The sequence below is a fragment of the Rhizobium sp. LjRoot258 genome (assembly GCF_964254185.1).
Lineage (GTDB): Bacteria > Pseudomonadota > Alphaproteobacteria > Rhizobiales > Rhizobiaceae > Rhizobium.
Map to the genome: position 1 here is coordinate 1,045,493 of NZ_CAXUST020000001.1, position 21,383 is coordinate 1,066,875.

General features: G+C 59.1%; 20 protein-coding genes and 1 tRNA gene. 19 read left to right on the forward strand and 2 right to left on the reverse strand.

Annotated features, from left to right (window positions below):
* The first annotated feature begins 58 nt into the window (after positions 1-58).
* The 9 genes from ACSQ9D_RS05150 to rpoC all read left to right on the forward strand — a co-directional run bounded on the left by ACSQ9D_RS05150 (position 59) and on the right by rpoC (position 12,425).
* A tRNA-Trp gene (locus tag ACSQ9D_RS05150) sits at positions 59-134 on the forward strand.
* 188 nt (positions 135-322) lie between these two features.
* Complete coding sequence (secE, locus tag ACSQ9D_RS05155; RefSeq protein WP_007531587.1) at positions 323-523, forward strand: preprotein translocase subunit SecE; 201 nt, start codon at positions 323-325, stop codon at positions 521-523.
* A 17-nt stretch (positions 524-540) separates the two neighbouring features.
* Complete coding sequence (gene nusG / locus ACSQ9D_RS05160; protein ID WP_037125800.1) at positions 541-1,071, forward strand: transcription termination/antitermination protein NusG; 531 nt, start codon at positions 541-543, stop codon at positions 1,069-1,071.
* A 142-nt stretch (positions 1,072-1,213) separates the two neighbouring features.
* Positions 1,214-1,645, forward strand: a complete 432-nt coding sequence (rplK, locus tag ACSQ9D_RS05165; protein ID WP_024318430.1) for a 50S ribosomal protein L11 — start codon at positions 1,214-1,216, stop codon at positions 1,643-1,645.
* Between the two features lie 4 nt (positions 1,646-1,649).
* Positions 1,650-2,342: a 50S ribosomal protein L1 gene (gene rplA / locus ACSQ9D_RS05170; RefSeq protein WP_037125799.1), complete on the forward strand. Its 693-nt coding sequence runs from the start codon at positions 1,650-1,652 to the stop codon at positions 2,340-2,342.
* Between the two features lie 330 nt (positions 2,343-2,672).
* Positions 2,673-3,191 (forward strand): 50S ribosomal protein L10, encoded by a 519-nt coding sequence (gene rplJ / locus ACSQ9D_RS05175; protein WP_007791997.1) that lies wholly within the window; start codon positions 2,673-2,675, stop codon positions 3,189-3,191.
* A gap of 58 nt (positions 3,192-3,249) precedes the next feature.
* On the forward strand, positions 3,250-3,630 hold the full coding sequence (gene rplL, locus ACSQ9D_RS05180; RefSeq protein WP_037125797.1) for a 50S ribosomal protein L7/L12: 381 nt from the start codon (positions 3,250-3,252) through the stop codon (positions 3,628-3,630).
* Between the two features lie 257 nt (positions 3,631-3,887).
* Entirely contained in the window at positions 3,888-8,027 is a 4,140-nt protein-coding gene (rpoB, locus tag ACSQ9D_RS05185; RefSeq protein ID WP_024318426.1) for a DNA-directed RNA polymerase subunit beta, read from the forward strand.
* Positions 8,028-8,213: 186 nt separating this feature from the next.
* On the forward strand, positions 8,214-12,425 hold the full coding sequence (gene rpoC, locus ACSQ9D_RS05190) for a DNA-directed RNA polymerase subunit beta' (RefSeq protein ID WP_037125792.1): 4,212 nt from the start codon (positions 8,214-8,216) through the stop codon (positions 12,423-12,425).
* An 86-nt stretch (positions 12,426-12,511) separates the two neighbouring features.
* Here the strand turns inward: rpoC and ACSQ9D_RS05195 are convergent, their stop codons facing one another.
* Both ACSQ9D_RS05195 and ACSQ9D_RS05200 read right to left on the reverse strand, forming a co-directional pair.
* On the reverse strand, positions 12,512-12,940 hold the full coding sequence (locus tag ACSQ9D_RS05195; RefSeq protein ID WP_436281413.1) for an NUDIX hydrolase: 429 nt from the start codon (positions 12,938-12,940) through the stop codon (positions 12,512-12,514).
* A 7-nt stretch (positions 12,941-12,947) separates the two neighbouring features.
* Positions 12,948-13,241 carry a hypothetical protein gene (locus ACSQ9D_RS05200; RefSeq protein WP_024318423.1) on the reverse strand — a complete coding sequence of 98 codons (294 nt, stop codon included), beginning with the start codon at positions 13,239-13,241 and terminating at the stop codon, positions 12,948-12,950.
* Positions 13,242-13,726: 485 nt separating this feature from the next.
* Between ACSQ9D_RS05200 and rpsL the strand changes: the two genes are divergently transcribed.
* From rpsL to rpsS, 10 genes are all read left to right on the forward strand, one after another.
* Entirely contained in the window at positions 13,727-14,098 is a 372-nt protein-coding gene (gene rpsL / locus ACSQ9D_RS05205; protein WP_003547537.1) for a 30S ribosomal protein S12, read from the forward strand.
* Positions 14,099-14,175: 77 nt separating this feature from the next.
* Positions 14,176-14,646, forward strand: coding sequence for a 30S ribosomal protein S7 (gene rpsG, locus ACSQ9D_RS05210; RefSeq protein ID WP_024318422.1), 471 nt, complete (start codon positions 14,176-14,178; stop codon positions 14,644-14,646).
* Positions 14,647-14,675: 29 nt separating this feature from the next.
* Positions 14,676-16,775 carry an elongation factor G gene (fusA, locus tag ACSQ9D_RS05215; RefSeq protein WP_024318421.1) on the forward strand — a complete coding sequence of 700 codons (2,100 nt, stop codon included), beginning with the start codon at positions 14,676-14,678 and terminating at the stop codon, positions 16,773-16,775.
* Positions 16,776-16,844: 69 nt separating this feature from the next.
* Positions 16,845-18,020, forward strand: coding sequence for an elongation factor Tu (gene tuf, locus ACSQ9D_RS05220; RefSeq protein WP_037069361.1), 1,176 nt, complete (start codon positions 16,845-16,847; stop codon positions 18,018-18,020).
* 310 nt (positions 18,021-18,330) lie between these two features.
* Positions 18,331-18,639, forward strand: coding sequence for a 30S ribosomal protein S10 (gene rpsJ / locus ACSQ9D_RS05225; protein ID WP_003547547.1), 309 nt, complete (start codon positions 18,331-18,333; stop codon positions 18,637-18,639).
* Positions 18,640-18,673: 34 nt separating this feature from the next.
* Positions 18,674-19,315 (forward strand): 50S ribosomal protein L3, encoded by a 642-nt coding sequence (rplC, locus tag ACSQ9D_RS05230; protein WP_024314776.1) that lies wholly within the window; start codon positions 18,674-18,676, stop codon positions 19,313-19,315.
* Positions 19,316-19,328: 13 nt separating this feature from the next.
* Positions 19,329-19,949, forward strand: a complete 621-nt coding sequence (rplD, locus tag ACSQ9D_RS05235) for a 50S ribosomal protein L4 (RefSeq protein WP_024314775.1) — start codon at positions 19,329-19,331, stop codon at positions 19,947-19,949.
* Complete coding sequence (locus ACSQ9D_RS05240; protein WP_024314774.1) at positions 19,946-20,239, forward strand: 50S ribosomal protein L23; 294 nt, start codon at positions 19,946-19,948, stop codon at positions 20,237-20,239. The genes rplD and ACSQ9D_RS05240 overlap by 4 nt, the downstream gene beginning before the upstream one ends.
* Before the next feature lie 11 nt (positions 20,240-20,250).
* On the forward strand, positions 20,251-21,087 hold the full coding sequence (rplB, locus tag ACSQ9D_RS05245) for a 50S ribosomal protein L2 (RefSeq protein ID WP_037117379.1): 837 nt from the start codon (positions 20,251-20,253) through the stop codon (positions 21,085-21,087).
* 15 nt (positions 21,088-21,102) lie between these two features.
* Positions 21,103-21,381, forward strand: a complete 279-nt coding sequence (rpsS, locus tag ACSQ9D_RS05250) for a 30S ribosomal protein S19 (RefSeq protein ID WP_007531666.1) — start codon at positions 21,103-21,105, stop codon at positions 21,379-21,381.
* Positions 21,382-21,383 lie beyond the last annotated feature (2 nt).

Consider the following 21,383-nt stretch of genomic DNA (forward strand, 5'->3'; position numbering starts at 1 on the left):
CCATGCTTGCAGTTGCGCTTCGCGGCCAGTCGGTCAAGAAGCTGAATGTAAAGCGTAAAGGGGTATAGCTCAGCTGGTAGAGCGGCGGTCTCCAAAACCGCAGGTCGTGGGTTCGAGCCCCTCTGCCCCTGCCATCTTTCTTGAACGACTCGCGCGGATATCTCGCGGCGGTTCGGACAGAAAGGAGACGTATGGCTAAGTTCGTTAAACTTCGGTTTCCCTCTTGTGCAATCGGGAATCGATGTTTATGTAGGGTTCAACAGACACGCGGTGCGTGGGGCTGAATTTTCAGCTTTACGCGCCGTAATTGCGTGGGCAGTCGATGGCATCCAAATCCAATCCGTTTACGTTTCTACAGCAGGTCCGCTCCGAGACGTCGAAAGTTACCTGGCCGTCGCGCCGCGAGACGATGATCTCGACGGTCATGGTGCTTGTAATGGTGATCTTTGCCGCGCTGTTCTTTTTTGCCGCTGACCAGCTCATTGGCTGGCTGTTGAGCTTCGTGCTTAACGTCGGCAATTGATCGGGTGGAGTAGTAACATGGCGGCACGTTGGTACATCGTCCACGCGTATTCGAATTTTGAGAAGAAGGTGGCTGAATCCATCGAGGAGAAGGCCAGGCAGAAGGGACTCGAGCATCTTTTTGAAAAGATCCTCGTGCCGACTGAAAAGGTGGTTGAAGTGCGTCGCGGCCGCAAGGTCGATTCCGAGCGCAAGTTCTTTCCGGGCTACGTTCTCGTTCGTGCCAATCTCACGGACGAAGCCTACCACCTGATTAAGAACACGCCGAAGGTTACTGGTTTCCTCGGCTCCGACAATAAACCCGTTCCGATTCCGGATTATGAAGCCGAGCGTATTCTTGGCCAGGTTCAGGAAGGCGTCGAACGGCCGAAGGCATCCGTTACCTTCGAGATTGGCGAGCAGGTCCGCGTTTCCGACGGTCCGTTCGCTTCGTTCAACGGCACGGTTCAGGATGTGGACGAAGAGCGTTCGCGCCTGAAGGTTGAAGTGTCGATCTTCGGCCGCGCTACGCCGGTCGAGCTGGAATACGCTCAGGTCGAAAAGGTCTGAGCAGGCGCGGTGTGAGCCGCGAACCGCGTGGAAGGTGAGGGGTCTTAGCCGGACCCTGTGATCCGCACCACGCAACCGCAGCCGCCGGAGAAATCCGGCATCACTGGCCGGGCAACCGGTCATCAATGAAAGGCAGAGAGATATGGCTAAGAAAGTTGCAGGCCAGCTCAAGCTTCAGGTCAAGGCAGGATCGGCAAACCCGTCCCCGCCGATTGGTCCGGCGCTTGGTCAGCGTGGCATTAACATTATGGAATTCTGCAAGGCGTTCAATGCCGCTACGCAGGAAATGGAAAAGGGTATGCCGATCCCGGTCGTCATCACCTACTACCAGGACAAGTCCTTCACCTTCGCGATGAAGCAGCCGCCCGTCAGCTACTGGCTGAAGAAGGAAGCGAAGATCACGTCCGGTTCGAAGACGCCTGGCAAGGGCGCTACCGCCGGCAAGCTCACCAAGGCTCAGATCAAGTCGATCGCAGAAGCCAAGATGAAGGATCTGAACGCAGCGGATATCGAAGGTGCAATGGCGATGATCGAGGGCTCTGCCCGCGCCATGGGCCTGGAAGTGGTAGGATAAGACCATGGCTGGCAAGCGCACCAAGAAGATCAACGAAGGTGTTGATCCCACAAAGCTCTACGCTCTGAACCTTGCAATCGGCATGGTCAAGGAGCGCGCGGTTGCGAAGTTCGATGAAACCATCGAAGTCGCTATGAACCTCGGCGTCGATCCGCGTCACGCAGACCAGATGGTCCGCGGCGTTGTCAACCTGCCGAACGGAACGGGCCGCGACGTTCGCGTTGCTGTCTTCGCTCGTGGCGCCAAGGCTGACGAAGCCAAGGCAGCTGGCGCAGATATCGTCGGTGCTGAAGAGCTCGTCGAAATCGTCCAGGGCGGCAAGATCGATTTCGATCGCTGCATCGCGACCCCGGACATGATGCCGCTCGTCGGTCGCCTCGGTAAGGTTCTCGGCCCGCGTGGCATGATGCCGAACCCGAAGGTTGGTACGGTTACGATGGATGTCGCTGGTGCCGTTAAGGCATCTAAGGGCGGCGCTGTTGAGTTCCGCGTTGAAAAGGCCGGTATCGTTCACGCCGGCATTGGCAAGGCCTCTTTCGACGCCAAGGCGCTGGAAGAAAACATCCGTGCCTTCGCTGATGCGGTCATCAAGGCCAAGCCGGCAGGCGCCAAGGGCAACTACGTCAAGCGCGTAGCGATCTCTTCGACCATGGGCCCGGGCGTCAAGATCGACCCGTCGTCCGTTACGGCCGCTTAAGTAAGTTTCGCCGGGCTTCGGCCCGGTTCATGAATTCCGGCCTCGCAAGGGGCCGGAATATTCCGGAGAAATCCGGAATCCTGTCCGAGATTGCAGGTGGTTTTCCCTTAATCACTTCGCCTGCATGAGACGGGTAAGACCCGAATTGCATGAAGTTTTGCTTCTAGGAATTTGGTTCGAGCCTTGGATGCCTTGTGCCTTCGGCCTTTCTTTGGCGCGAAGCGCGAGGGGACAGGATCCTCAAGCGTCGCTTGGGATCTCTTCTGATCCCAGGAGGCAAAGGCAACCCGGTAGGCCCCGTCAAAAGGTCCTGCCAACTGGAGATAGGCAGTGGAAAGAGCGGAAAAACGCGAATTCGTCACGGAACTGAACGAAGTCTTCAAGGCTTCGGGCTCGGTTGTCGTGGCCCACTATGCTGGTGCTACAGTCGCGCAGATGAACGACTTCCGTTCGAAGATGCGCGCTGCTGGCGGCACCGTCAAAGTCGCGAAGAACCGCCTGGCCAAGATCGCCCTTCAGGGTACGGAAGCGGAAGGGATTTCCAATCTCTTCACCGGTCAGACGCTGATTGCATACAGCACTGATCCGATCACCGCTCCGAAAGTCGTCGTGGATTTCGCCAAGGGCAACGACAAGATCGTTGTACTGGGCGGCGCCATGGGAACAACCACGCTCAACGCCGATGCAGTCAAGTCGCTCGCGACCCTGCCGTCGTTGGACGAACTGCGCGCGAAGCTGCTGGGCATGATCCAGACTCCGGCTACCCGCATCGCAGGCGTTGTTGCAGCACCGGCAAGCCAGCTTGCTCGCGTGTTCTCGGCTTACGCCAAGAAGGACGAAGCCGCATAAGGCGGTTTTTTGCTGTTTATAAAACACCGGTTCGAACCGAACAAAAGGAACTGATAACATGGCTGATCTCGCAAAGATCGTAGACGACCTCTCCTCGCTGACCGTTCTGGAAGCTGCAGAACTGTCGAAGCTTCTCGAAGAAAAGTGGGGCGTTTCCGCTGCTGCTCCGGTAGCTGTTGCTGCCGCTGCTGGCGGTGCTGGCGCTGCTGCTGCCGTTGAAGAAGAAAAGACCGAGTTCGACGTCATCCTCACGGATGCCGGCGCAAACAAGATCAACGTCATCAAGGAAGTCCGCGCCATCACCGGCCTCGGCCTCAAGGAAGCCAAGGACCTCGTCGAAGGCGCTCCGAAGGCTGTCAAGGAAGCCGTTTCCAAGGCTGAAGCTGCTGACATCAAGAAGAAGCTTGAAGACGCCGGCGCCAAGGTCGACGTTAAGTAATCTTGAACTGCATCTGGGAGGTGGGGTTTCCCGCCTCCCATTTGCCGTTTAGTCGAACGAATTACCCAAAAGCCGCGTGAAAACGGCTTTTGGGTAATGGGTTCTTCAAGAGGATGGTCTCGAACCGAGACGCGAAGGCAATCCGGCCTCGCATTTCGGGAAGTGAGACGAGATTGAACTACTCATTGATTGACGGGGTCGACTGGCCATCGGTTCCCGTCCGTTGCAGGCCCGGATGCAATTTTGAAGGAGCGACGATGGCTCAGACCCTTTCGTTCAATGGTCGTAGGCGCGTACGCAAGTTTTTCGGTAAGATCCCAGAAGTCGCAGAAATGCCGAACCTCATCGAGGTTCAGAAGGCATCGTATGACCAATTCCTGATGGTTGAAGAGCCCAAGGGCGGTCGCCCTGACGAGGGCCTTCAGGCTGTCTTCAAGTCCGTTTTCCCGATCACGGATTTCTCCGGCGCTTCGATGCTGGAGTTCGTGTCCTATGAGTTCGAACCGCCGAAGTTCGACGTTGATGAATGCCGCCAGCGCGACCTCACCTACGCCGCGCCGTTGAAGGTTACTCTCCGTCTGATCGTGTTCGATATCGATGAAGATACGGGCGCGAAGTCCATCAAGGACATCAAGGAACAGTCGGTCTACATGGGCGACATGCCGCTCATGACCAACAACGGTACGTTCATCGTCAACGGCACCGAGCGCGTTATCGTGTCTCAGATGCACCGTTCGCCGGGCGTCTTCTTCGATCACGACAAGGGCAAGAGCCATTCTTCCGGCAAGCTGCTCTTCGCTGCCCGCGTGATCCCGTATCGCGGTTCCTGGCTCGACATCGAGTTCGACGCCAAGGACATCGTCTATGCCCGTATCGACCGCCGCCGCAAGATCCCCGTGACCTCGCTGCTGATGGCGCTCGGCATGGACGGTGAAGAAATTCTGTCGACGTTCTACACGAAGTCAGACTATCAGCGCGACGGCAAGGGCTGGCGTATTCCGTTTACGCCTGAGACCCTCAAGGGTGCCAAGGCGATCACCGAAATGGTCGACGCCGATACCGGCGAAGTCGTTGTCGAAGCCGGCAAGAAGCTGACCCCGCGTCTGCTCCGCCAGCTCGCTGACAAGGGCCTGAAGGCTCTGAAGGCAACGGACGAAGATCTGTACGGCAACTACCTCGCCGAAGACATCGTCAACTACTCGACGGGTGAAATCTACCTCGAGGCCGGCGACGAGATCGACGAGAAGACGCTGCCTGTCATCCTGCAGAACGGTTTCGACGAGATCCCGGTTCTCGGCATCGACCACATCAATGTCGGCGCCTATATCCGCAACACGCTGACGGCAGACAAGAACGAGCACCGCCAGGACGCTCTGTTCGACATCTATCGCGTCATGCGTCCGGGTGAACCGCCCACAATGGACTCGGCCGAAGCCATGTTCAACTCGCTGTTCTTCGATGCGGAGCGGTACGACCTCTCCGCCGTTGGCCGCGTGAAGATGAACATGCGTCTTGATCTCGACGTCGAAGACACCGTCCGCATCTTGCGCAAGGACGACATCCTGGCCGTGGTCAAGATGCTGGTCGAACTGCGCGACGGCAAGGGCGAAATCGACGACATCGACAACCTCGGCAACCGACGTGTTCGCTCCGTTGGCGAATTGATGGAAAACCAGTACCGTCTCGGTCTGCTCCGCATGGAGCGTGCGATCAAGGAACGTATGTCCTCGATCGAAATCGACACGGTCATGCCGCAGGATCTGATCAACGCGAAGCCGGCAGCTGCTGCCGTTCGTGAATTCTTCGGCTCCTCGCAGCTGTCGCAGTTCATGGACCAGGTGAACCCGCTTTCGGAAATCACCCACAAGCGGCGTCTATCGGCTCTTGGCCCGGGTGGTCTGACCCGCGAGCGCGCAGGCTTCGAAGTCCGCGACGTTCACCCGACCCACTACGGCCGCATTTGCCCGATCGAAACGCCGGAAGGCCCGAACATCGGTCTGATCAACTCGCTTGCGACCTTCGCCCGCGTGAACAAGTACGGCTTCATCGAAAGCCCGTACCGCCGCATCGTTGATGGCAAGGTGACGAACGACGTTCTTTACCTCTCTGCCATGGAAGAAGCGAAGTACTACGTCGCGCAGGCGAACGCCGAGCTCGGCACCGACGGTTCCTTCACCGACGAATTCGTCGTCTGCCGTCATGCCGGCGAAGTCATGCTCGCACCGCGCGACAGTATGAACCTGATGGACGTCTCGCCGAAGCAGGTCGTTTCGGTTGCTGCCGCTCTCATCCCGTTCCTGGAAAACGACGACGCCAACCGCGCTCTCATGGGCTCGAACATGCAGCGCCAGGCCGTTCCGCTGCTGCGCGCTGAAGCTCCGTTCGTCGGCACCGGCATGGAGCCGGTTGTCGCCCGCGACTCCGGTGCTGCTATCGGCGCCCGCCGCGGCGGTGTTGTCGACCAGGTCGACGCGACGCGTATCGTTATCCGTGCGACGGAAGACCTCGAAGCCGGCAAGTCCGGCGTCGATATCTACCGCCTGCAGAAGTTCCAGCGTTCGAACCAGAACACCTGCGTTAACCAGCGCCCGCTGGTCACCGTCGGTGACGAGGTCAACCGCGGCGACATCCTCGCCGACGGTCCGTCGACGGACCTGGGCGATCTGGCACTCGGCCGCAACGCGCTCGTCGCGTTCATGCCGTGGAACGGTTACAACTACGAAGACTCGATCCTGCTCTCTGAGCGTATCGTTGCTGACGACGTGTTCACCTCCATCCACATCGAAGAATTCGAAGTGATGGCGCGTGACACCAAGCTTGGTCCGGAAGAAATCACGCGCGACATTCCGAATGTTTCGGAAGAAGCGCTGAAGAACCTCGACGAAGCCGGTATCGTCTACATCGGCGCCGAAGTTCAGCCGGGCGATATTCTCGTCGGCAAGATCACGCCGAAGGGCGAAAGCCCGATGACGCCGGAAGAAAAGCTTCTGCGCGCCATCTTCGGTGAGAAGGCTTCGGACGTTCGCGATACCTCCATGCGCATGCCGCCCGGCACCTACGGCACCATCGTCGAAGTGCGCGTCTTCAATCGCCATGGCGTTGAGAAGGACGAGCGCGCGATGGCGATCGAGCGCGAAGAGATCGAGCGCCTTGCAAAGGACCGCGACGACGAGCAGGCGATCCTCGACCGTAACGTCTACGGTCGTCTGGTCGACATGCTGCGTGGCCAAGTCGCCATCGCGGGCCCGAAGGGCTTCAAGAAGGGCACCGAGCTGGCAAACGCCGTCGTCTCCGAATACCCGCGCTCGCAGTGGTGGATGTTCGCGGTCGAAGACGAGAAGGTCCAGGGCGAACTCGAAGCTCTGCGTGGCCAGTACGACGAATCCAAGTCGCGCCTTGAGCAGCGCTTCATGGACAAGGTCGAAAAGGTCCAGCGCGGCGACGAAATGCCTCCGGGCGTCATGAAGATGGTCAAGGTCTTCGTTGCTGTGAAGCGCAAGATCCAGCCAGGCGACAAGATGGCCGGCCGTCACGGCAACAAGGGTGTCGTGTCGCGCATCGTTCCGGTCGAAGACATGCCGTTCCTGGAAGATGGCACGCACGTCGACGTCGTTTTGAACCCGCTGGGTGTGCCTTCACGCATGAACGTCGGTCAGATCCTCGAGACGCATCTTGGTTGGGCATGCGCTGGTATGGGCCGCCAGATCGGCGACATGCTGGAAGCCTACAGGGCAAGCGGCAACATCGAGCCGCTACGCAAGACGATCGGCGACGTTGTCGGCGACGGTCCGAAGGCCGAACAGGTCAAGGACTTCGACGATGACTCGGTCCTGCGTCTGGCTGACCAGTGGAAGCGCGGCGTTTCGATTGCAACGCCGGTCTTCGACGGTGCTCATGAAGGTGACGTCAACGAGATGCTGGCTCTGGCTGGTCTCAAGGAAAGCGGTCAGTCGACGCTGTACGATGGCCGTACCGGTGAGCAGTTCGACCGCCAGGTCACGGTTGGCTACATCTACATGCTGAAGCTGAACCACCTTGTCGACGACAAGATTCACGCCCGTTCGATCGGTCCTTACTCGCTCGTTACCCAGCAGCCGCTGGGCGGCAAGGCGCAGTTCGGCGGTCAGCGCTTCGGCGAAATGGAAGTCTGGGCTCTGGAAGCATACGGTGCAGCCTACACGCTGCAGGAAATGCTGACGGTGAAGTCGGACGACGTCGCCGGCCGTACCAAGGTCTACGAAGCCATCGTCCGTGGCGACGATACGTTCGAAGCCGGTATTCCGGAAAGCTTCAACGTTCTCGTCAAGGAAATGCGCTCGCTCGGGCTGTCCGTCGAACTCGAGAATTCGAAGGTCGACGAGCAGCAGGCCGGCCAGTTGCCGGACGCCGCCGAGTAACCACCGATAGGGTGTGCGCTGTCACGCAGCGCACACCGTTCCCGCTCTGGCCCCGTACGTGTCGGCCGGGCAGGGACGATTTCGCCGCATTCTGCGGTTATTGTCGTTTTGAGCGTTGGCGCGGCTCCCGGGATTTGCCGCCGTCCATGCAAGCTAAGGGCGCATCCGCCCATGAAGGAGACAGGCATGAACCAAGAGGTCATGAATCTTTTCAATCCGCAGGTGCCTGCACAGAACTTCGATTCCATCCGGATTTCGATTGCTTCTCCGGAGAAGATTCTTTCCTGGTCTTACGGTGAGATCAAGAAGCCGGAAACCATCAACTACCGCACGTTCAAGCCGGAACGCGACGGTCTCTTCTGCGCGCGCATCTTCGGACCGATCAAGGACTACGAGTGCCTGTGCGGCAAGTACAAGCGCATGAAGTACAAGGGCATCATCTGCGAAAAGTGCGGCGTCGAAGTCACGCTGTCGCGCGTTCGCCGTGAGCGCATGGGCCACATCGAGCTCGCAGCTCCCGTTGCCCACATCTGGTTCTTGAAGTCGCTGCCGAGCCGCATCTCGACGCTGCTCGACATGACGCTGAAGGATGTAGAGCGCGTTCTCTACTTCGAAAACTACATCGTCACCGAGCCGGGCCTCACCGCCCTTAAGGAGCACCAGCTCCTCTCGGAAGAAGAGTACATGCTTGCCGTCGACGAATACGGCGAAGACCAGTTCACGGCCATGATCGGCGCTGAGGCCATCTACGAGATGCTGGCCTCGATGAACCTCGAGAAGATCGCCGGCGATCTGCGCTCCGAGCTTGCCGACACGACGTCGGATCTCAAGCAGAAGAAGCTGATGAAGCGCCTGAAGATCGTCGAGAACTTCATGGAGTCGGGCAACCGCCCGGAATGGATGATCATGAAGGTCGTTCCGGTGATCCCGCCGGACCTGCGCCCGCTCGTTCCGCTTGATGGCGGTCGTTTCGCGACGTCGGACCTCAACGATCTCTACCGCCGCGTCATCAACCGTAACAACCGTCTGAAGCGCCTGATCGAACTGCGCGCTCCGGGCATCATCATCCGCAACGAAAAGCGCATGCTGCAGGAATCTGTGGATGCGCTCTTCGACAACGGCCGCCGTGGCCGCGTTATCACCGGCGCCAACAAGCGTCCGCTGAAGTCGCTGTCCGACATGCTCAAGGGCAAGCAGGGCCGCTTCCGTCAGAACCTACTCGGCAAGCGCGTCGACTACTCCGGCCGTTCGGTCATCGTGACCGGTCCGGAACTGAAGCTGCATCAGTGCGGTCTTCCGAAGAAGATGGCGCTCGAGCTCTTCAAGCCGTTCATCTATGCCCGTCTCGACGCCAAGGGTTACTCCTCGACCGTCAAGCAGGCCAAGAAGCTGGTCGAAAAGGAAAAGCCTGAGGTTTGGGATATCCTCGACGAGGTCATCCGCGAGCATCCGGTTCTCCTGAACCGCGCGCCGACGCTGCACCGCCTGGGCATCCAGGCCTTCGAACCTACCCTGGTCGAAGGCAAGGCTATCCAGCTGCACCCGCTCGTCTGCACGGCATTCAACGCCGACTTCGACGGCGACCAGATGGCCGTTCACGTGCCGCTGTCGCTCGAAGCCCAGCTCGAAGCCCGCGTTCTGATGATGTCGACGAACAACATCCTGCACCCGGCAAACGGTGCACCGATCATCGTTCCGTCGCAGGACATGGTTCTCGGCCTCTATTACCTCTCGATCATGAACCAGAACGAGCCGGGCGAAGGCATGGCCTTCTCCGATCTCGGCGAACTGCATCATGCGCTCGAGACCAAGGTCGTGACGCTGCACACCAAGATCCGCGGTCGCTTCAAGTCGGTCGGCGAAGACGGCAAGCCGTATTCGAAGATCTACGAAACGACGCCGGGCCGTCTGCTCATTGGCGAACTTCTGCCCAAGAACGGCAAGGTGACCTTCGACATCTGCAACCAGGAAATGACCAAGAAGAACATCTCGAAGATGATCGACGCGGTCTACCGTCATTGCGGCCAGAAGGACACGGTCATTTTCTGCGACCGTATCATGCAGCTCGGCTTCAGCCATGCGTGCCGCGCCGGCATTTCGTTCGGCAAGGACGACATGGTCATTCCGGAAACCAAGGCGAAGATCGTCGGTGATACCGAAAACCTGGTGAAGGAATACGAACAGCAGTACAATGACGGCCTGATCACCCAGGGCGAAAAGTACAACAAGGTCGTCGACGCCTGGGGCAAGGCCACCGAGAAGGTCGCCGAAGACATGATGGCCCGCATCAAAGCCGTCGAATTCGACAAGACCACCGGTCGTCAGAAGCCCATGAACGCCATCTACATGATGTCGCACTCCGGCGCCCGTGGTTCTCCGAACCAGATGCGTCAGCTGGGCGGCATGCGCGGCCTCATGGCCAAGCCGTCGGGCGAAATCATCGAAACGCCGATCACGTCGAACTTCAAGGAAGGCCTGACCGTCAACGAGTACTTCAACTCGACGCACGGTGCCCGTAAGGGTCTCGCCGACACCGCCTTGAAGACCGCGAACTCCGGTTACCTGACACGCCGTCTCGTCGACGTCGCCCAGGATTGCATCGTCAACTCGGTCGATTGCGGTACCGATACCGGCCTCACCATGACTGCCATCGTCGATGCCGGTCAGGTCGTTGCCTCGCTCGGCGCCCGTATTCTCGGTCGTACGGCTCTCGACGATATCGATCATCCGGTTACGGGTGAGCGCCTCGTTGACGCCGGCAAGATGATCCTCGAACCCGATGTCATCGAGATCGAAAAGGCTGGTATCCAGTCGATCCGCATCCGTTCGGCCCTGACCTGCGAGATCCAGACCGGCGTTTGCGCGGTCTGCTACGGTCGTGACCTTGCACGCGGTACGCCTGTCAATATGGGCGAAGCGGTCGGTGTTATCGCTGCTCAGTCGATCGGCGAGCCGGGCACGCAGCTCACCATGCGTACGTTCCACCTTGGTGGCACGGCAACCGTGGTCGACCAGTCGTTCCTGGAAGCTTCGTATGAAGGTACGGTTCAGATCAAGAACCGCAACCTGCTGCGCAACTCGGATGGCAACCTCGTTGCTATGGGCCGCAACATGACCGTCCAGATCCTGGACGAACGTGGTGTCGAGCGCTCCTCGCAGCGTGTGGCCTACGGTTCGAAGCTGCACGTCGACGAAGGCGACAAGGTCAAGCGCGGCCAGCGTCTGGCAGAGTGGGACCCCTACACCCGTCCGATGATGACGGAAGTAGCCGGTACCGTTCAGTTCGAAGACGTTGTCGACGGTCTCTCGGTTCTTGAAGCGACCGACGAATCCACGGGCATCACCAAGCGTCAGGTTATCGACTGGCGTTCGACCCCGCGTGGTTCGGACCTTAAGCCGGCAATCGTCATCAAGGACGCCAGCGGCAATGTCATGAAGCTGTCCCGTGGTGGTGACGCTCGCTTCCTGCTTTCGGTCGACGCGATCCTGTCGGTCGAGCCGGGCACCAAGGTGTCGCAGGGTGACGTGCTTGCACGTTCGCCGCTCGAAAGCGCCAAGACCAAAGACATCACCGGTGGTCTGCCGCGCGTTGCCGAACTGTTCGAAGCTCGTCGTCCGAAGGACCACGCCATCATCGCTGAGATCGATGGTACGATCCGCCTCGGCCGCGATTACAAGAACAAGCGTCGCGTCATCATCGAGCCGGCGGAAGACGGTGTCGAGCCGGTCGAATACCTGATCCCGAAGGGCAAGCCCTTCCACCTTCAGGAAGGCGACTATATCGAGAAGGGTGATTACATCCTCGACGGTAACCCGGCTCCGCACGACATCCTGGCGATCAAGGGCGTCGAAGCTCTGGCTTCGTACCTGGTCAACGAAATCCAGGAAGTCTATCGCCTGCAGGGCGTTGTCATCAACGACAAGCACATCGAAGTGATTGTCCGTCAGATGCTGCAGAAGGTGGAAATCACCGATGCAGGCGACTCGACCTACATCGTCGGCGACAACGTCGACCGTATCGAGCTCGAAGACGTCAACGATGCGCTGATCGAACAGGGCAAGAAGCCTGCTTATGGCGATCCGGTTCTGCTCGGTATCACCAAGGCGTCGCTGCAGACCCCGTCCTTCATCTCCGCCGCGTCCTTCCAGGAAACGACGAAGGTGCTGACGGAGGCTGCAATCGCCGGCAAGACCGACGGCCTGCAGGGTCTGAAGGAAAACGTCATCGTCGGCCGCCTGATCCCAGCCGGTACCGGTGGCACGATGACCCAGATCCGCCGCATCGCGACGTCGCGCGACGAGATGATCCTCGAAGAACGCCGCAAGGGCACGGGCGCCGATGTCGCCACCCCGATGCTGCAGGATCTCGCAGGCGAGAGCGCGCCGGCTGCCGAATAATCGGCAGTTTGGTTCTCAGAATTGAAAAGCCGCCCGGAGCGATCCGGGCGGCTTTCGCTTTTGGTTCGTTATTACCGGTGAGAGGCTCAGCCAAGCAGCGGCAATCCATGCTCCATGCCGTAGCCGAGCCGTGTGCTGGCGGTGTCGAAGCTGAGCCAGAAGAACCGAAACAGGATTGGCCCTCCGCCGCTGAACGGCGTCATTTCCCGATGCAGCCAAGTGGTGGGCTGCTTACCTTCGAGGGAAACGTGGAAGTAGTGCCGCCGGTGGCAAGTTTCGGTACCGTTTTTGGAAAAGCGATAGTCATGGACGGCGAGCGGGGTGAGGGGAGTTGCGGGCAGGATCCCGGTCTCTTCCGAAAATTCCCGAAGTGCCGCGGCGCCGACATCTTCGCCGGCCTCAACCGTACCGCCGGGAACCTGAAGCTCGACCTCGGGAAAGTCGGGCTCATCGAAAACCAGTAGCCTGTCGCGCCAAGTGGCGTAGATCAGCACCTTGAGCGCATTCGGCTTCATCGGGGTCTCAGCTGAAGCGGATGATCGCGACTTCGCCGTCGACGGCGCCCTGGTAAGCGGAGGCGTGCGGCTCCTCTTCCGGTACCTCGGTCAGCATGCCGATCTGGTCGAGATCTGCCTCGATGAAGCCTTCCTCGGCCAGTGCGTTCAGAGCCTCGCGCACGGCGCTGTCGTCATCGGCGGCCTTGAGCATGATGTGGAGGTCGACGCCCTCACTGTCATCGGACTGATAGCCCTTGCCGATGATGATGAAGACCATCGGGCCTTCGGAATTGTTGTCGTTGTCGGGGGCAGTAATCATCGGTTGTCCTTCGATTCGAGATTTGAATCTGATTTCATGCGCTTAGCGTCTGCAATCGGTGATTCCATAGCCGCTTTTCGTTGCACTGCTCAAGTTTATCTTGCCGCGCCGCAGTGAATTCAGCTAGAAGCGCCAAAAGAGCGCGGAATGGCCCGGTTTCAAGGCGTTTGGCCGAAGTTTATTTGTTAACGGCCTTGACGAGACGACGGGAAACCAGTAGTACCCGCGCCATCCGGACCCATGTGAGGCATGGCCATTCGGGGCGACGCGCTCCGGAGATCACCTCAAACAAGGTTCGAAACGCACGTTGAAGATATGATGCCTGCACGCACGACGCATGTCTTTTGCGTCCTCTGCTCTCTGTGGTCCATCTGCGAAAGCGGATCGGGCCACGTTTTGCGCATTGAGACACGCGTGTGATCTTGCCGGAGACGGCGCGAGTTACGCCCGCAAGGGATTGAAATATAAACGTAAGGGATGGTTGAATGCCTACCGTAAACCAGCTTATCCGCAAGCCGCGTCAGGCGAACGTAAAGCGTAATAAGGTTCCTGCCCTGCAGGAAAACCCGCAGAAGCGCGGCGTTTGCACCCGCGTCTACACGACGACGCCGAAGAAGCCGAACTCGGCTCTCCGTAAGGTCGCAAAGATCCGTCTGACCAACGGCTTCGAAGTCATTGGTTACATTCCCGGCGAAGGTCACAACCTTCAGGAACACTCTGTCGTCATGATCCGTGGCGGCCGCGTTAAGGACCTTCCGGGTGTCCGTTACCACATCATCCGCGGCGTTCTCGATACACAGGGTGTCAAGAACCGCAAGCAGCGCCGTTCCAAGTACGGTGCGAAGCGTCCGAAGTAATTCGGGTTTTAAGAAATCCGGCGCTGCGTGAGGTCCTCCGCGTGATAAAGCGCCTTAACGGTTAAGAGACGAGAAGTATGTCCAGACGTCACAGAGCAGAAAAGCGCGAGATCAACCCGGACCCGAAGTTCGGCGATCTCATCGTCACCAAGTTCATGAATGCCATCATGCTTGACGGCAAGAAGTCCGTCGCTGAAAGCATTGTCTACGGCGCATTTGACTCCGTGCAGGGCAAGTCCAAGCAGGAGCCGCTCGGCGTGTTCCATCAGGCTCTGGACAACGTTGCTCCGCACGTTGAAGTCCGTTCGCGCCGCGTTGGTGGTGCTACCTATCAGGTTCCGGTCGACGTTCGTCCGGAGCGCCGTCAGGCCCTGGCCATCCGCTGGCTGATCGCTGCCGCGCGCAAGCGCAACGAAACGACCATGGTCGACCGACTGTCGGGCGAGCTTCTCGATGCATCCAACAACCGTGGTTCCGCGGTCAAGAAGCGCGAAGACACGCATAAGATGGCTGATGCCAACCGTGCGTTCTCGCATTATCGCTGGTAATCCCGAACGGGTTCGAAAGGCAGTCCACAATGGCTCGCGAATACAAAATCGAAGACTACCGAAATTTCGGTATCATGGCGCACATTGACGCCGGCAAGACGACGACGACCGAACGTATCCTTTACTACACCGGCAAGTCGCACAAGATCGGTGAAGTGCACGACGGCGCAGCCACCATGGACTGGATGGAGCAGGAGCAGGAGCGTGGCATCACGATCACTTCCGCTGCGACCACGACCTACTGGAAGGGTCGCGACGGCAAGACGCGCCGCTTCAACATCATCGACACCCCCGGCCACGTCGACTTCACCATCGAAGTCGAGCGTTCGCTGCGCGTTCTCGACGGTGCTATTGCTCTTCTCGATGCCAACGCAGGCGTAGAGCCGCAGACGGAAACCGTCTGGCGTCAGGCTGAGAAATACAACGTTCCGCGCATGATCTTCTGCAACAAGATGGACAAGACCGGTGCGGACTTCTACCGCTCGGTTGAGATGATCAAGACCCGTCTCGGTGCGACTGCTGTTGTCATGCAGCTGCCGATCGGCGCAGAAACAGAGTTCAAGGGTGTTGTCGACCTGATCGAGATGAATGCTCTCGTCTGGCGCGATGAATCGCTCGGCGCCCAGTGGGACGTCGTCGAAATCCCGGACGACCTGAAGGCCAAGGCTGAAGAGTATCGCGAAAAGCTGATCGAGACCGTTGTCGAGATCGACGAAGCCGCGATGGAAGCCTACCTCGAAGGCAACATGCCCGACAACGATCAGATCCGTGCGCTCGTTCGCCGCGGCACGATCGACGTCAAGTTCCACCCGATGTTCTGTGGCACGGCCTTCAAGAACAAGGGCGTCCAGCCGCTGCTCGACGCCGTTGTCGATTACCTGCCGTCGCCGCTCGACATTCCGGCGATCAAGGGCATCGACTTCAAGACGGAAGCCGAAATCGAACGTCATGCTGACGATTCCGAGCCGCTTTCGATGCTCGCGTTCAAGATCATGAACGACCCCTTCGTCGGTTCGCTGACGTTCGCGCGCATCTACTCCGGCAAGCTCGAAAAGGGTTCGTCGGTTTTGAACACGGTCAAGGACAAGCGCGAGCGTGTCGGCCGTATGCTGCAGATGCACTCGAACTCGCGTGAAGACATCGAAGAAGCCTTCGCGGGTGACATCGTTGCTCTCGCCGGCCTCAAGGAAACCACCACGGGTGACACGCTCTGCGATCCGCTGAAGCCTGTCATTCTCGAGCGCATGGAATTCCCTGAGCCGGTCATCCAGATCGCGATCGAGCCGAAGTCCAAGGGCGACCAGGAAAAGATGGGCCTCGCGCTCAACCGCCTGGCTGCTGAAGACCCGTCCTTCCGCGTTAAGACCGACCAGGAATCCGGCCAGACGATCATCGCCGGCATGGGCGAACTTCACCTCGATATCATCGTTGACCGTATGCGTCGCGAGTTCAAGGTTGAAGCAAACGTCGGTGCTCCGCAGGTTGCTTACCGCGAAACCATCACGCGCCAGCACGAGGAAGACTACACGCACAAGAAGCAGTCCGGTGGTACCGGCCAGTTCGCGCGCGTCAAGATCGTCTTCGAACCGAACCCGGAAGGCGAAGACTTCAAGTTCGAATCCAAGATCGTCGGCGGTGCTGTTCCGAAGGAATACATCCCGGGCGTTCAGAAGGGTATCGAAAGCGTTCTGTCGTCCGGCCCGCTGGCTGGCTTCCCGATGCTCGGCGTCAAGGCGACGCTCATCGACGGTGCCTTCCATGACGTCGACTCGTCAGTTCTGGCCTTCGAAATCGCCTCGCGTGCTTGCTTCCGTGAAGCAGCCAAGAAGGCCGGCGCTCAGCTGCTCGAGCCGATGATGAAGGTCGAAGTCGTAACGCCTGAAGATTACGTCGGTGACGTGATCGGCGACCTGAACTCCCGTCGTGGCCAGATCCAGGGCCAGGAGAGCCGTGGTGTAGCGGTTGTCATCAACGCGAACGTTCCGCTGGCGAACATGTTCAAGTATGTCGACAACCTGCGCTCCATGTCTCAGGGCCGCGCGCAGTACACGATGACCTTTGATCACTATTCGCCGGTCCCGTCGAACGTCGCAACGGAAATCCAGGCAAAGTATTCCGGTCAGAAGTGACCGGAATACCAATTGACCGATAACAAAAATTAGATCCCTCAGGGGACCTTAAAAGAGTGGAGAGCCCACATGGCAAAGAGTAAGTTTGAGCGCAACAAGCCGCACGTTAACATCGGCACGATCGGCCACGTTGACCACGGCAAGACGTCTCTGACGGCAGCGATCACGAAGTATTTCGGCGAGTTCAAGGCGTACGACCAGATCGACGCTGCGCCGGAAGAAAAGGCCCGCGGCATCACCATTTCGACGGCCCACGTCGAATACGAGACCCCAGCCCGCCACTATGCTCACGTTGACTGCCCCGGCCACGCCGACTACGTCAAGAACATGATCACCGGTGCGGCGCAGATGGACGGCGCGATCCTGGTTTGCTCGGCTGCTGACGGCCCGATGCCGCAGACCCGCGAGCACATCCTGCTGGCTCGCCAGGTCGGCGTTCCTGCGATCGTCGTGTTCCTCAACAAGGTCGACCAGGTTGACGACGCCGAGCTTCTCGAACTCGTCGAGCTCGAAGTGCGCGAACTGCTGTCGTCCTACGACTTCCCGGGCGACGACATTCCGGTCATCAAGGGTTCGGCTCTTGCTGCTCTGGAAGATTCCGACAAGAAGATCGGCGAAGACGCGATCCGCGAGCTGATGGCAGCCGTTGACGCCTACATCCCGACGCCTGAGCGTCCGATCGACCAGCCGTTCCTGATGCCGATCGAAGACGTGTTCTCGATCTCGGGCCGTGGTACGGTTGTGACCGGCCGCGTCGAGCGTGGCATCGTCAAGGTTGGCGAAGAAGTCGAAATCGTCGGCATCCGCCCGACCTCGAAGACGACGGTGACCGGCGTTGAAATGTTCCGCAAGCTGCTCGACCAGGGCCAGGCTGGCGACAACATCGGCGCTCTGGTTCGCGGTGTGAACCGTGACGGCGTCGAGCGTGGTCAGATCCTGTGCAAGCCGGGCTCTGTCAAGCCGCACAAGAAGTTCAAGGCCGAAGCCTACATCCTGACGAAGGAAGAAGGCGGCCGTCATACGCCGTTCTTCACGAACTACCGTCCGCAGTTCTACTTCCGCACGACGGACGTGACGGGCATCGTCACCCTGCCGGAAGGCACGGAAATGGTTATGCCTGGCGACAACGTCACGGTTGACGTCGAGCTGATCGTTCCGATCGCGATGGAAGAAAAGCTGCGCTTCGCGATCCGCGAAGGCGGCCGTACCGTCGGCGCAGGCATCGTTGCCTCCATCGTCGAGTAATCTTCGCAACGGCCGCTCACGCGAGCGGCCGGTTCGATGACAATATTATGAAGCAAGTGGCTTTGGCCGCTTGCTTATTACAGTAAAATGTTGCAAATGGCGCGCGAGCGCTATTTGCGCCCTGCTTCGTTCATCGAAGCGGGTGACTACAGCAAACAATAAGGTGGGCTGGAAGGCCTGAAGACTGGATAGGGGCACCGTAACCCGGCGCCTCTCTCGATCTTTGAAACCGGTGGTCCGCCTTAGGAATAAAAACAGCCCGTGCCTAACCGAAAGGCGCGCGGGATAACAAACACAAGGATAACGTCGAATGAACGGCCAAAATATCCGCATTCGCCTGAAGGCGTTCGATCACCGCATTCTCGACGCTTCGACGCGCGAGATCGTGTCGACGGCGAAGCGCACCGGAGCTAGCGTCCGGGGCCCCGTTCCGCTTCCGACTCGCATCGAGAAGTTTACGGTCAACCGGTCCCCACACATCGACAAGAAGAGCCGCGAGCAGTTCGAGATGCGCACGCATAAGCGCCTTCTCGACATCGTTGACCCGACACCGCAGACGGTAGACGCGCTGATGAAGCTCGATCTCGCCGCTGGTGTCGATGTTGAGATCAAGCTCTGAGCCCTGCTCGAGCTGAGTTGGAAGGATTGAACCGATGCGTTCAGGTGTGATTGCACAAAAGGTGGGCATGACCCGCGTCTACAACGACGCCGGCGAGCATGTTCCGGTAACGGTACTGCGCATGGAAGGCTGCCAGGTTGTGGCCCAGCGCACAGTGGAAAAGAACGGCTACGCCGCAGTTCAGCTCGGTGCTGGCGCGGCGAAGGTCAAGAATACGTCGAAGGCAATGCGCGGTAACTTCGCTGTCGCCAATGTCGAGCCGAAGGCCAAGCTCGCGGAATTCCGCGTCACGGAAGACAACCTCCTCGAGGTTGGCACCGAGCTCAAGGCTGGTCACTTCGCGGCTGGTCAGCTCGTCGATGTGACGGGTACGACGATCGGTAAGGGCTTTGCGGGCGCCATGAAGCGTCACGGTTTCGGCGGTCTTCGCGCCACGCACGGTGTGTCTGTTTCGCACCGCTCGCATGGTTCGACGGGCTCGCGCCAGGATCCGGGCAAGGTTTTCAAGAATAAGAAGATGGCTGGTCACATGGGCCAGACGCGCGTTACGACTCAGAACCTTGAAGTGGTTTCGACCGATGAAGATCGCGGTCTGATCCTGATCAAGGGTGCAGTACCCGGTTCCAAGGGTGCCTGGATCATTGTGCGCGACGCCGTCAAGTCGGCCGCGAAGTAAGGGAGCCAGACCAATGGAATTCAACGTCAAGACCCTCGAGGGAAAAGACGCAGGGAAGGTTTCTCTTTCTGACGCGATTTTCGGCCTCGAGCCCCGCGAAGACATTCTCGCCCGCGTCATCCGCTGGCAGCTTGCCAAGAAGCAGCAGGGCACGCACAAAGCCAAGGGCCGCGCCGAAGTATGGCGCACCGGTGCCAAGATGTACAAGCAGAAGGGTACGGGCCGCGCTCGTCACCATTCGGCTCGCGCTCCGCAGTTCCGCGGCGGTGGTAAGGCTCACGGCCCGGTTGTTCGCAGCCACGAACACGACCTTCCGAAGAAGGTTCGCGCGCTCGGCCTGCGCCTCGCTCTTTCGGCAAAGCTGAAGTCCGATGATGTCATCATCATCGACAACCTAGTCGCTGCTGAAGCAAAGACCAAGGCACTGGCATCGACCTTCGAGACGCTCGGCCTGACCAACGCTCTCTTCATCGGTGGCGCTGAACTTGATGGCAACTTCAAGCTCGCAGCCAAGAACATCCCGAACATCGATGTTCTGCCGATCCAGGGCATCAACGTTTATGACATCGTGCGCCGTGGCAAGCTCGTGCTTTCCAAGGCTGCCGTTGAAGCTCTAGAGGAGCGTTTCAAGTGACCGATCTTCGCCATTATGATGTGATCGTCTCGCCGGCGATCACCGAAAAGTCCACTCTGGTATCGGAAAACAACCAGGTTGTTTTCAATGTCGCCAAGACGGCGTCGAAGCCGGAAATCAAGGCTGCAGTCGAGGCGCTCTTCGGCGTCAAGGTCACGGCCGTCAACACTCTGCTCCGCAAGGGCAAGACCAGGCGTTTTCGCGGTATTGTCGGCAAGCAGAAGGACGTGAAGAAGGCTGTGGTGACTTTGGCTGAAGGCCAGACGATCGACGTCTCCACCGGTCTCTGAGGAATAAAAAGATGGCATTGAAAACATTCAATCCGACGACCCCGAGCCAGCGTCAGCTGGTCATCGTCGATCGCTCCTCGCTCTACAAGGGCAAGCCGGTCAAGGCGCTGACGGAAGGTCTGACAAAGAGCGGCGGTCGTAACAACCTCGGCCGCATCACTGCCCGCTTCATCGGTGGCGGTCACAAGCGCACTTATCGTCTGGTCGACTTCAAGCGTCGCAAGTTCGACGTCGAGGGCACCGTCGAGCGTATCGAATACGATCCGAACCGTACGGCTTTCATCGCGCTGGTGACCTATGCTGACGGCGAGAAGGCCTATATCCTCGCTCCGCAGCGCCTTGCTGCCGGCGACAAGGTCATCGCTTCGGAAAAGGCTGTCGACGTGAAGCCCGGCAACACGATGCCGCTGCAGTTCATTCCGGTCGGCTCCATCATCCACAACGTGGAAATGAAGCCGGGCAAGGGTGGTCAGATCGCTCGCTCGGCCGGTGGTTACGCACAGCTCGTCGGCCGCGACCAGGGCATGGCGATCCTTCGCCTGAACTCCGGTGAACAGCGTCTCGTCCATGGCTCCTGCCTTGCGTCGATCGGCGCCGTCTCCAACCCTGACCACGCCAACATCAATGACGGCAAGGCCGGCCGTACTGTTTGGCGCGGCAAGCGTCCGCATAACCGCGGCGTCGTCATGAACCCGGTCGACCATCCGCACGGCGGTGGTGAAGGCCGTACCTCTGGTGGTCGTCACCCGGTAACTCCGTGGGGCAAGCCGACCAAGGGCAAGCGCACCCGGTCGAACAAGTCGACCGACAAGATGATCATGCGCTCGCGTCATCAGCGTAAGAAGTAAGAGAGGAAGTCTCCAATGGCTCGTTCAGTATGGAAAGGTCCGTTCGTTGACGGCTATCTTCTCAAGAAGGCTGAGAAGGTTCGTGAAGGCGGACGTGCAGAAGTAATCAAGATCTGGAGCCGTCGCTCCACGATCCTGCCGCAGTTCGTCGGTCTCACCTTCGGCGTCTACAACGGCAGCAAGCATGTTCCGGTCAGCGTCAATGAAGACATGGTCGGCCACAAATTCGGTGAATTCTCTCCGACCCGGACCTACTACGGTCACGGTGCGGACAAGAAGGCAAAGAGGAAGTAATC

Coding starts and splice junctions, on each gene's coding strand:
- secE (WP_007531587.1), top strand. CDS start 323: ATGGCATCCAAATCCAATCCGTTTACGTTTCTACAGCAGGTCCGCTCC.
- nusG (WP_037125800.1), top strand. CDS start 541: ATGGCGGCACGTTGGTACATCGTCCACGCGTATTCGAATTTTGAGAAG.
- rplK (WP_024318430.1), top strand. CDS start 1,214: ATGGCTAAGAAAGTTGCAGGCCAGCTCAAGCTTCAGGTCAAGGCAGGA.
- rplA (WP_037125799.1), top strand. CDS start 1,650: ATGGCTGGCAAGCGCACCAAGAAGATCAACGAAGGTGTTGATCCCACA.
- rplL (WP_037125797.1), top strand. CDS start 3,250: ATGGCTGATCTCGCAAAGATCGTAGACGACCTCTCCTCGCTGACCGTT.
- rpoB (WP_024318426.1), top strand. CDS start 3,888: ATGGCTCAGACCCTTTCGTTCAATGGTCGTAGGCGCGTACGCAAGTTT.
- rpoC (WP_037125792.1), top strand. CDS start 8,214: ATGAACCAAGAGGTCATGAATCTTTTCAATCCGCAGGTGCCTGCACAG.
- ACSQ9D_RS05195 (WP_436281413.1), bottom strand. CDS start 12,940: ATGAAGCCGAATGCGCTCAAGGTGCTGATCTACGCCACTTGGCGCGAC.
- ACSQ9D_RS05200 (WP_024318423.1), bottom strand. CDS start 13,241: ATGATTACTGCCCCCGACAACGACAACAATTCCGAAGGCCCGATGGTC.
- rpsL (WP_003547537.1), top strand. CDS start 13,727: ATGCCTACCGTAAACCAGCTTATCCGCAAGCCGCGTCAGGCGAACGTA.
- rpsG (WP_024318422.1), top strand. CDS start 14,176: ATGTCCAGACGTCACAGAGCAGAAAAGCGCGAGATCAACCCGGACCCG.
- fusA (WP_024318421.1), top strand. CDS start 14,676: ATGGCTCGCGAATACAAAATCGAAGACTACCGAAATTTCGGTATCATG.
- tuf (WP_037069361.1), top strand. CDS start 16,845: ATGGCAAAGAGTAAGTTTGAGCGCAACAAGCCGCACGTTAACATCGGC.
- rpsJ (WP_003547547.1), top strand. CDS start 18,331: ATGAACGGCCAAAATATCCGCATTCGCCTGAAGGCGTTCGATCACCGC.
- rplC (WP_024314776.1), top strand. CDS start 18,674: ATGCGTTCAGGTGTGATTGCACAAAAGGTGGGCATGACCCGCGTCTAC.
- rplD (WP_024314775.1), top strand. CDS start 19,329: ATGGAATTCAACGTCAAGACCCTCGAGGGAAAAGACGCAGGGAAGGTT.
- rplB (WP_037117379.1), top strand. CDS start 20,251: ATGGCATTGAAAACATTCAATCCGACGACCCCGAGCCAGCGTCAGCTG.
- rpsS (WP_007531666.1), top strand. CDS start 21,103: ATGGCTCGTTCAGTATGGAAAGGTCCGTTCGTTGACGGCTATCTTCTC.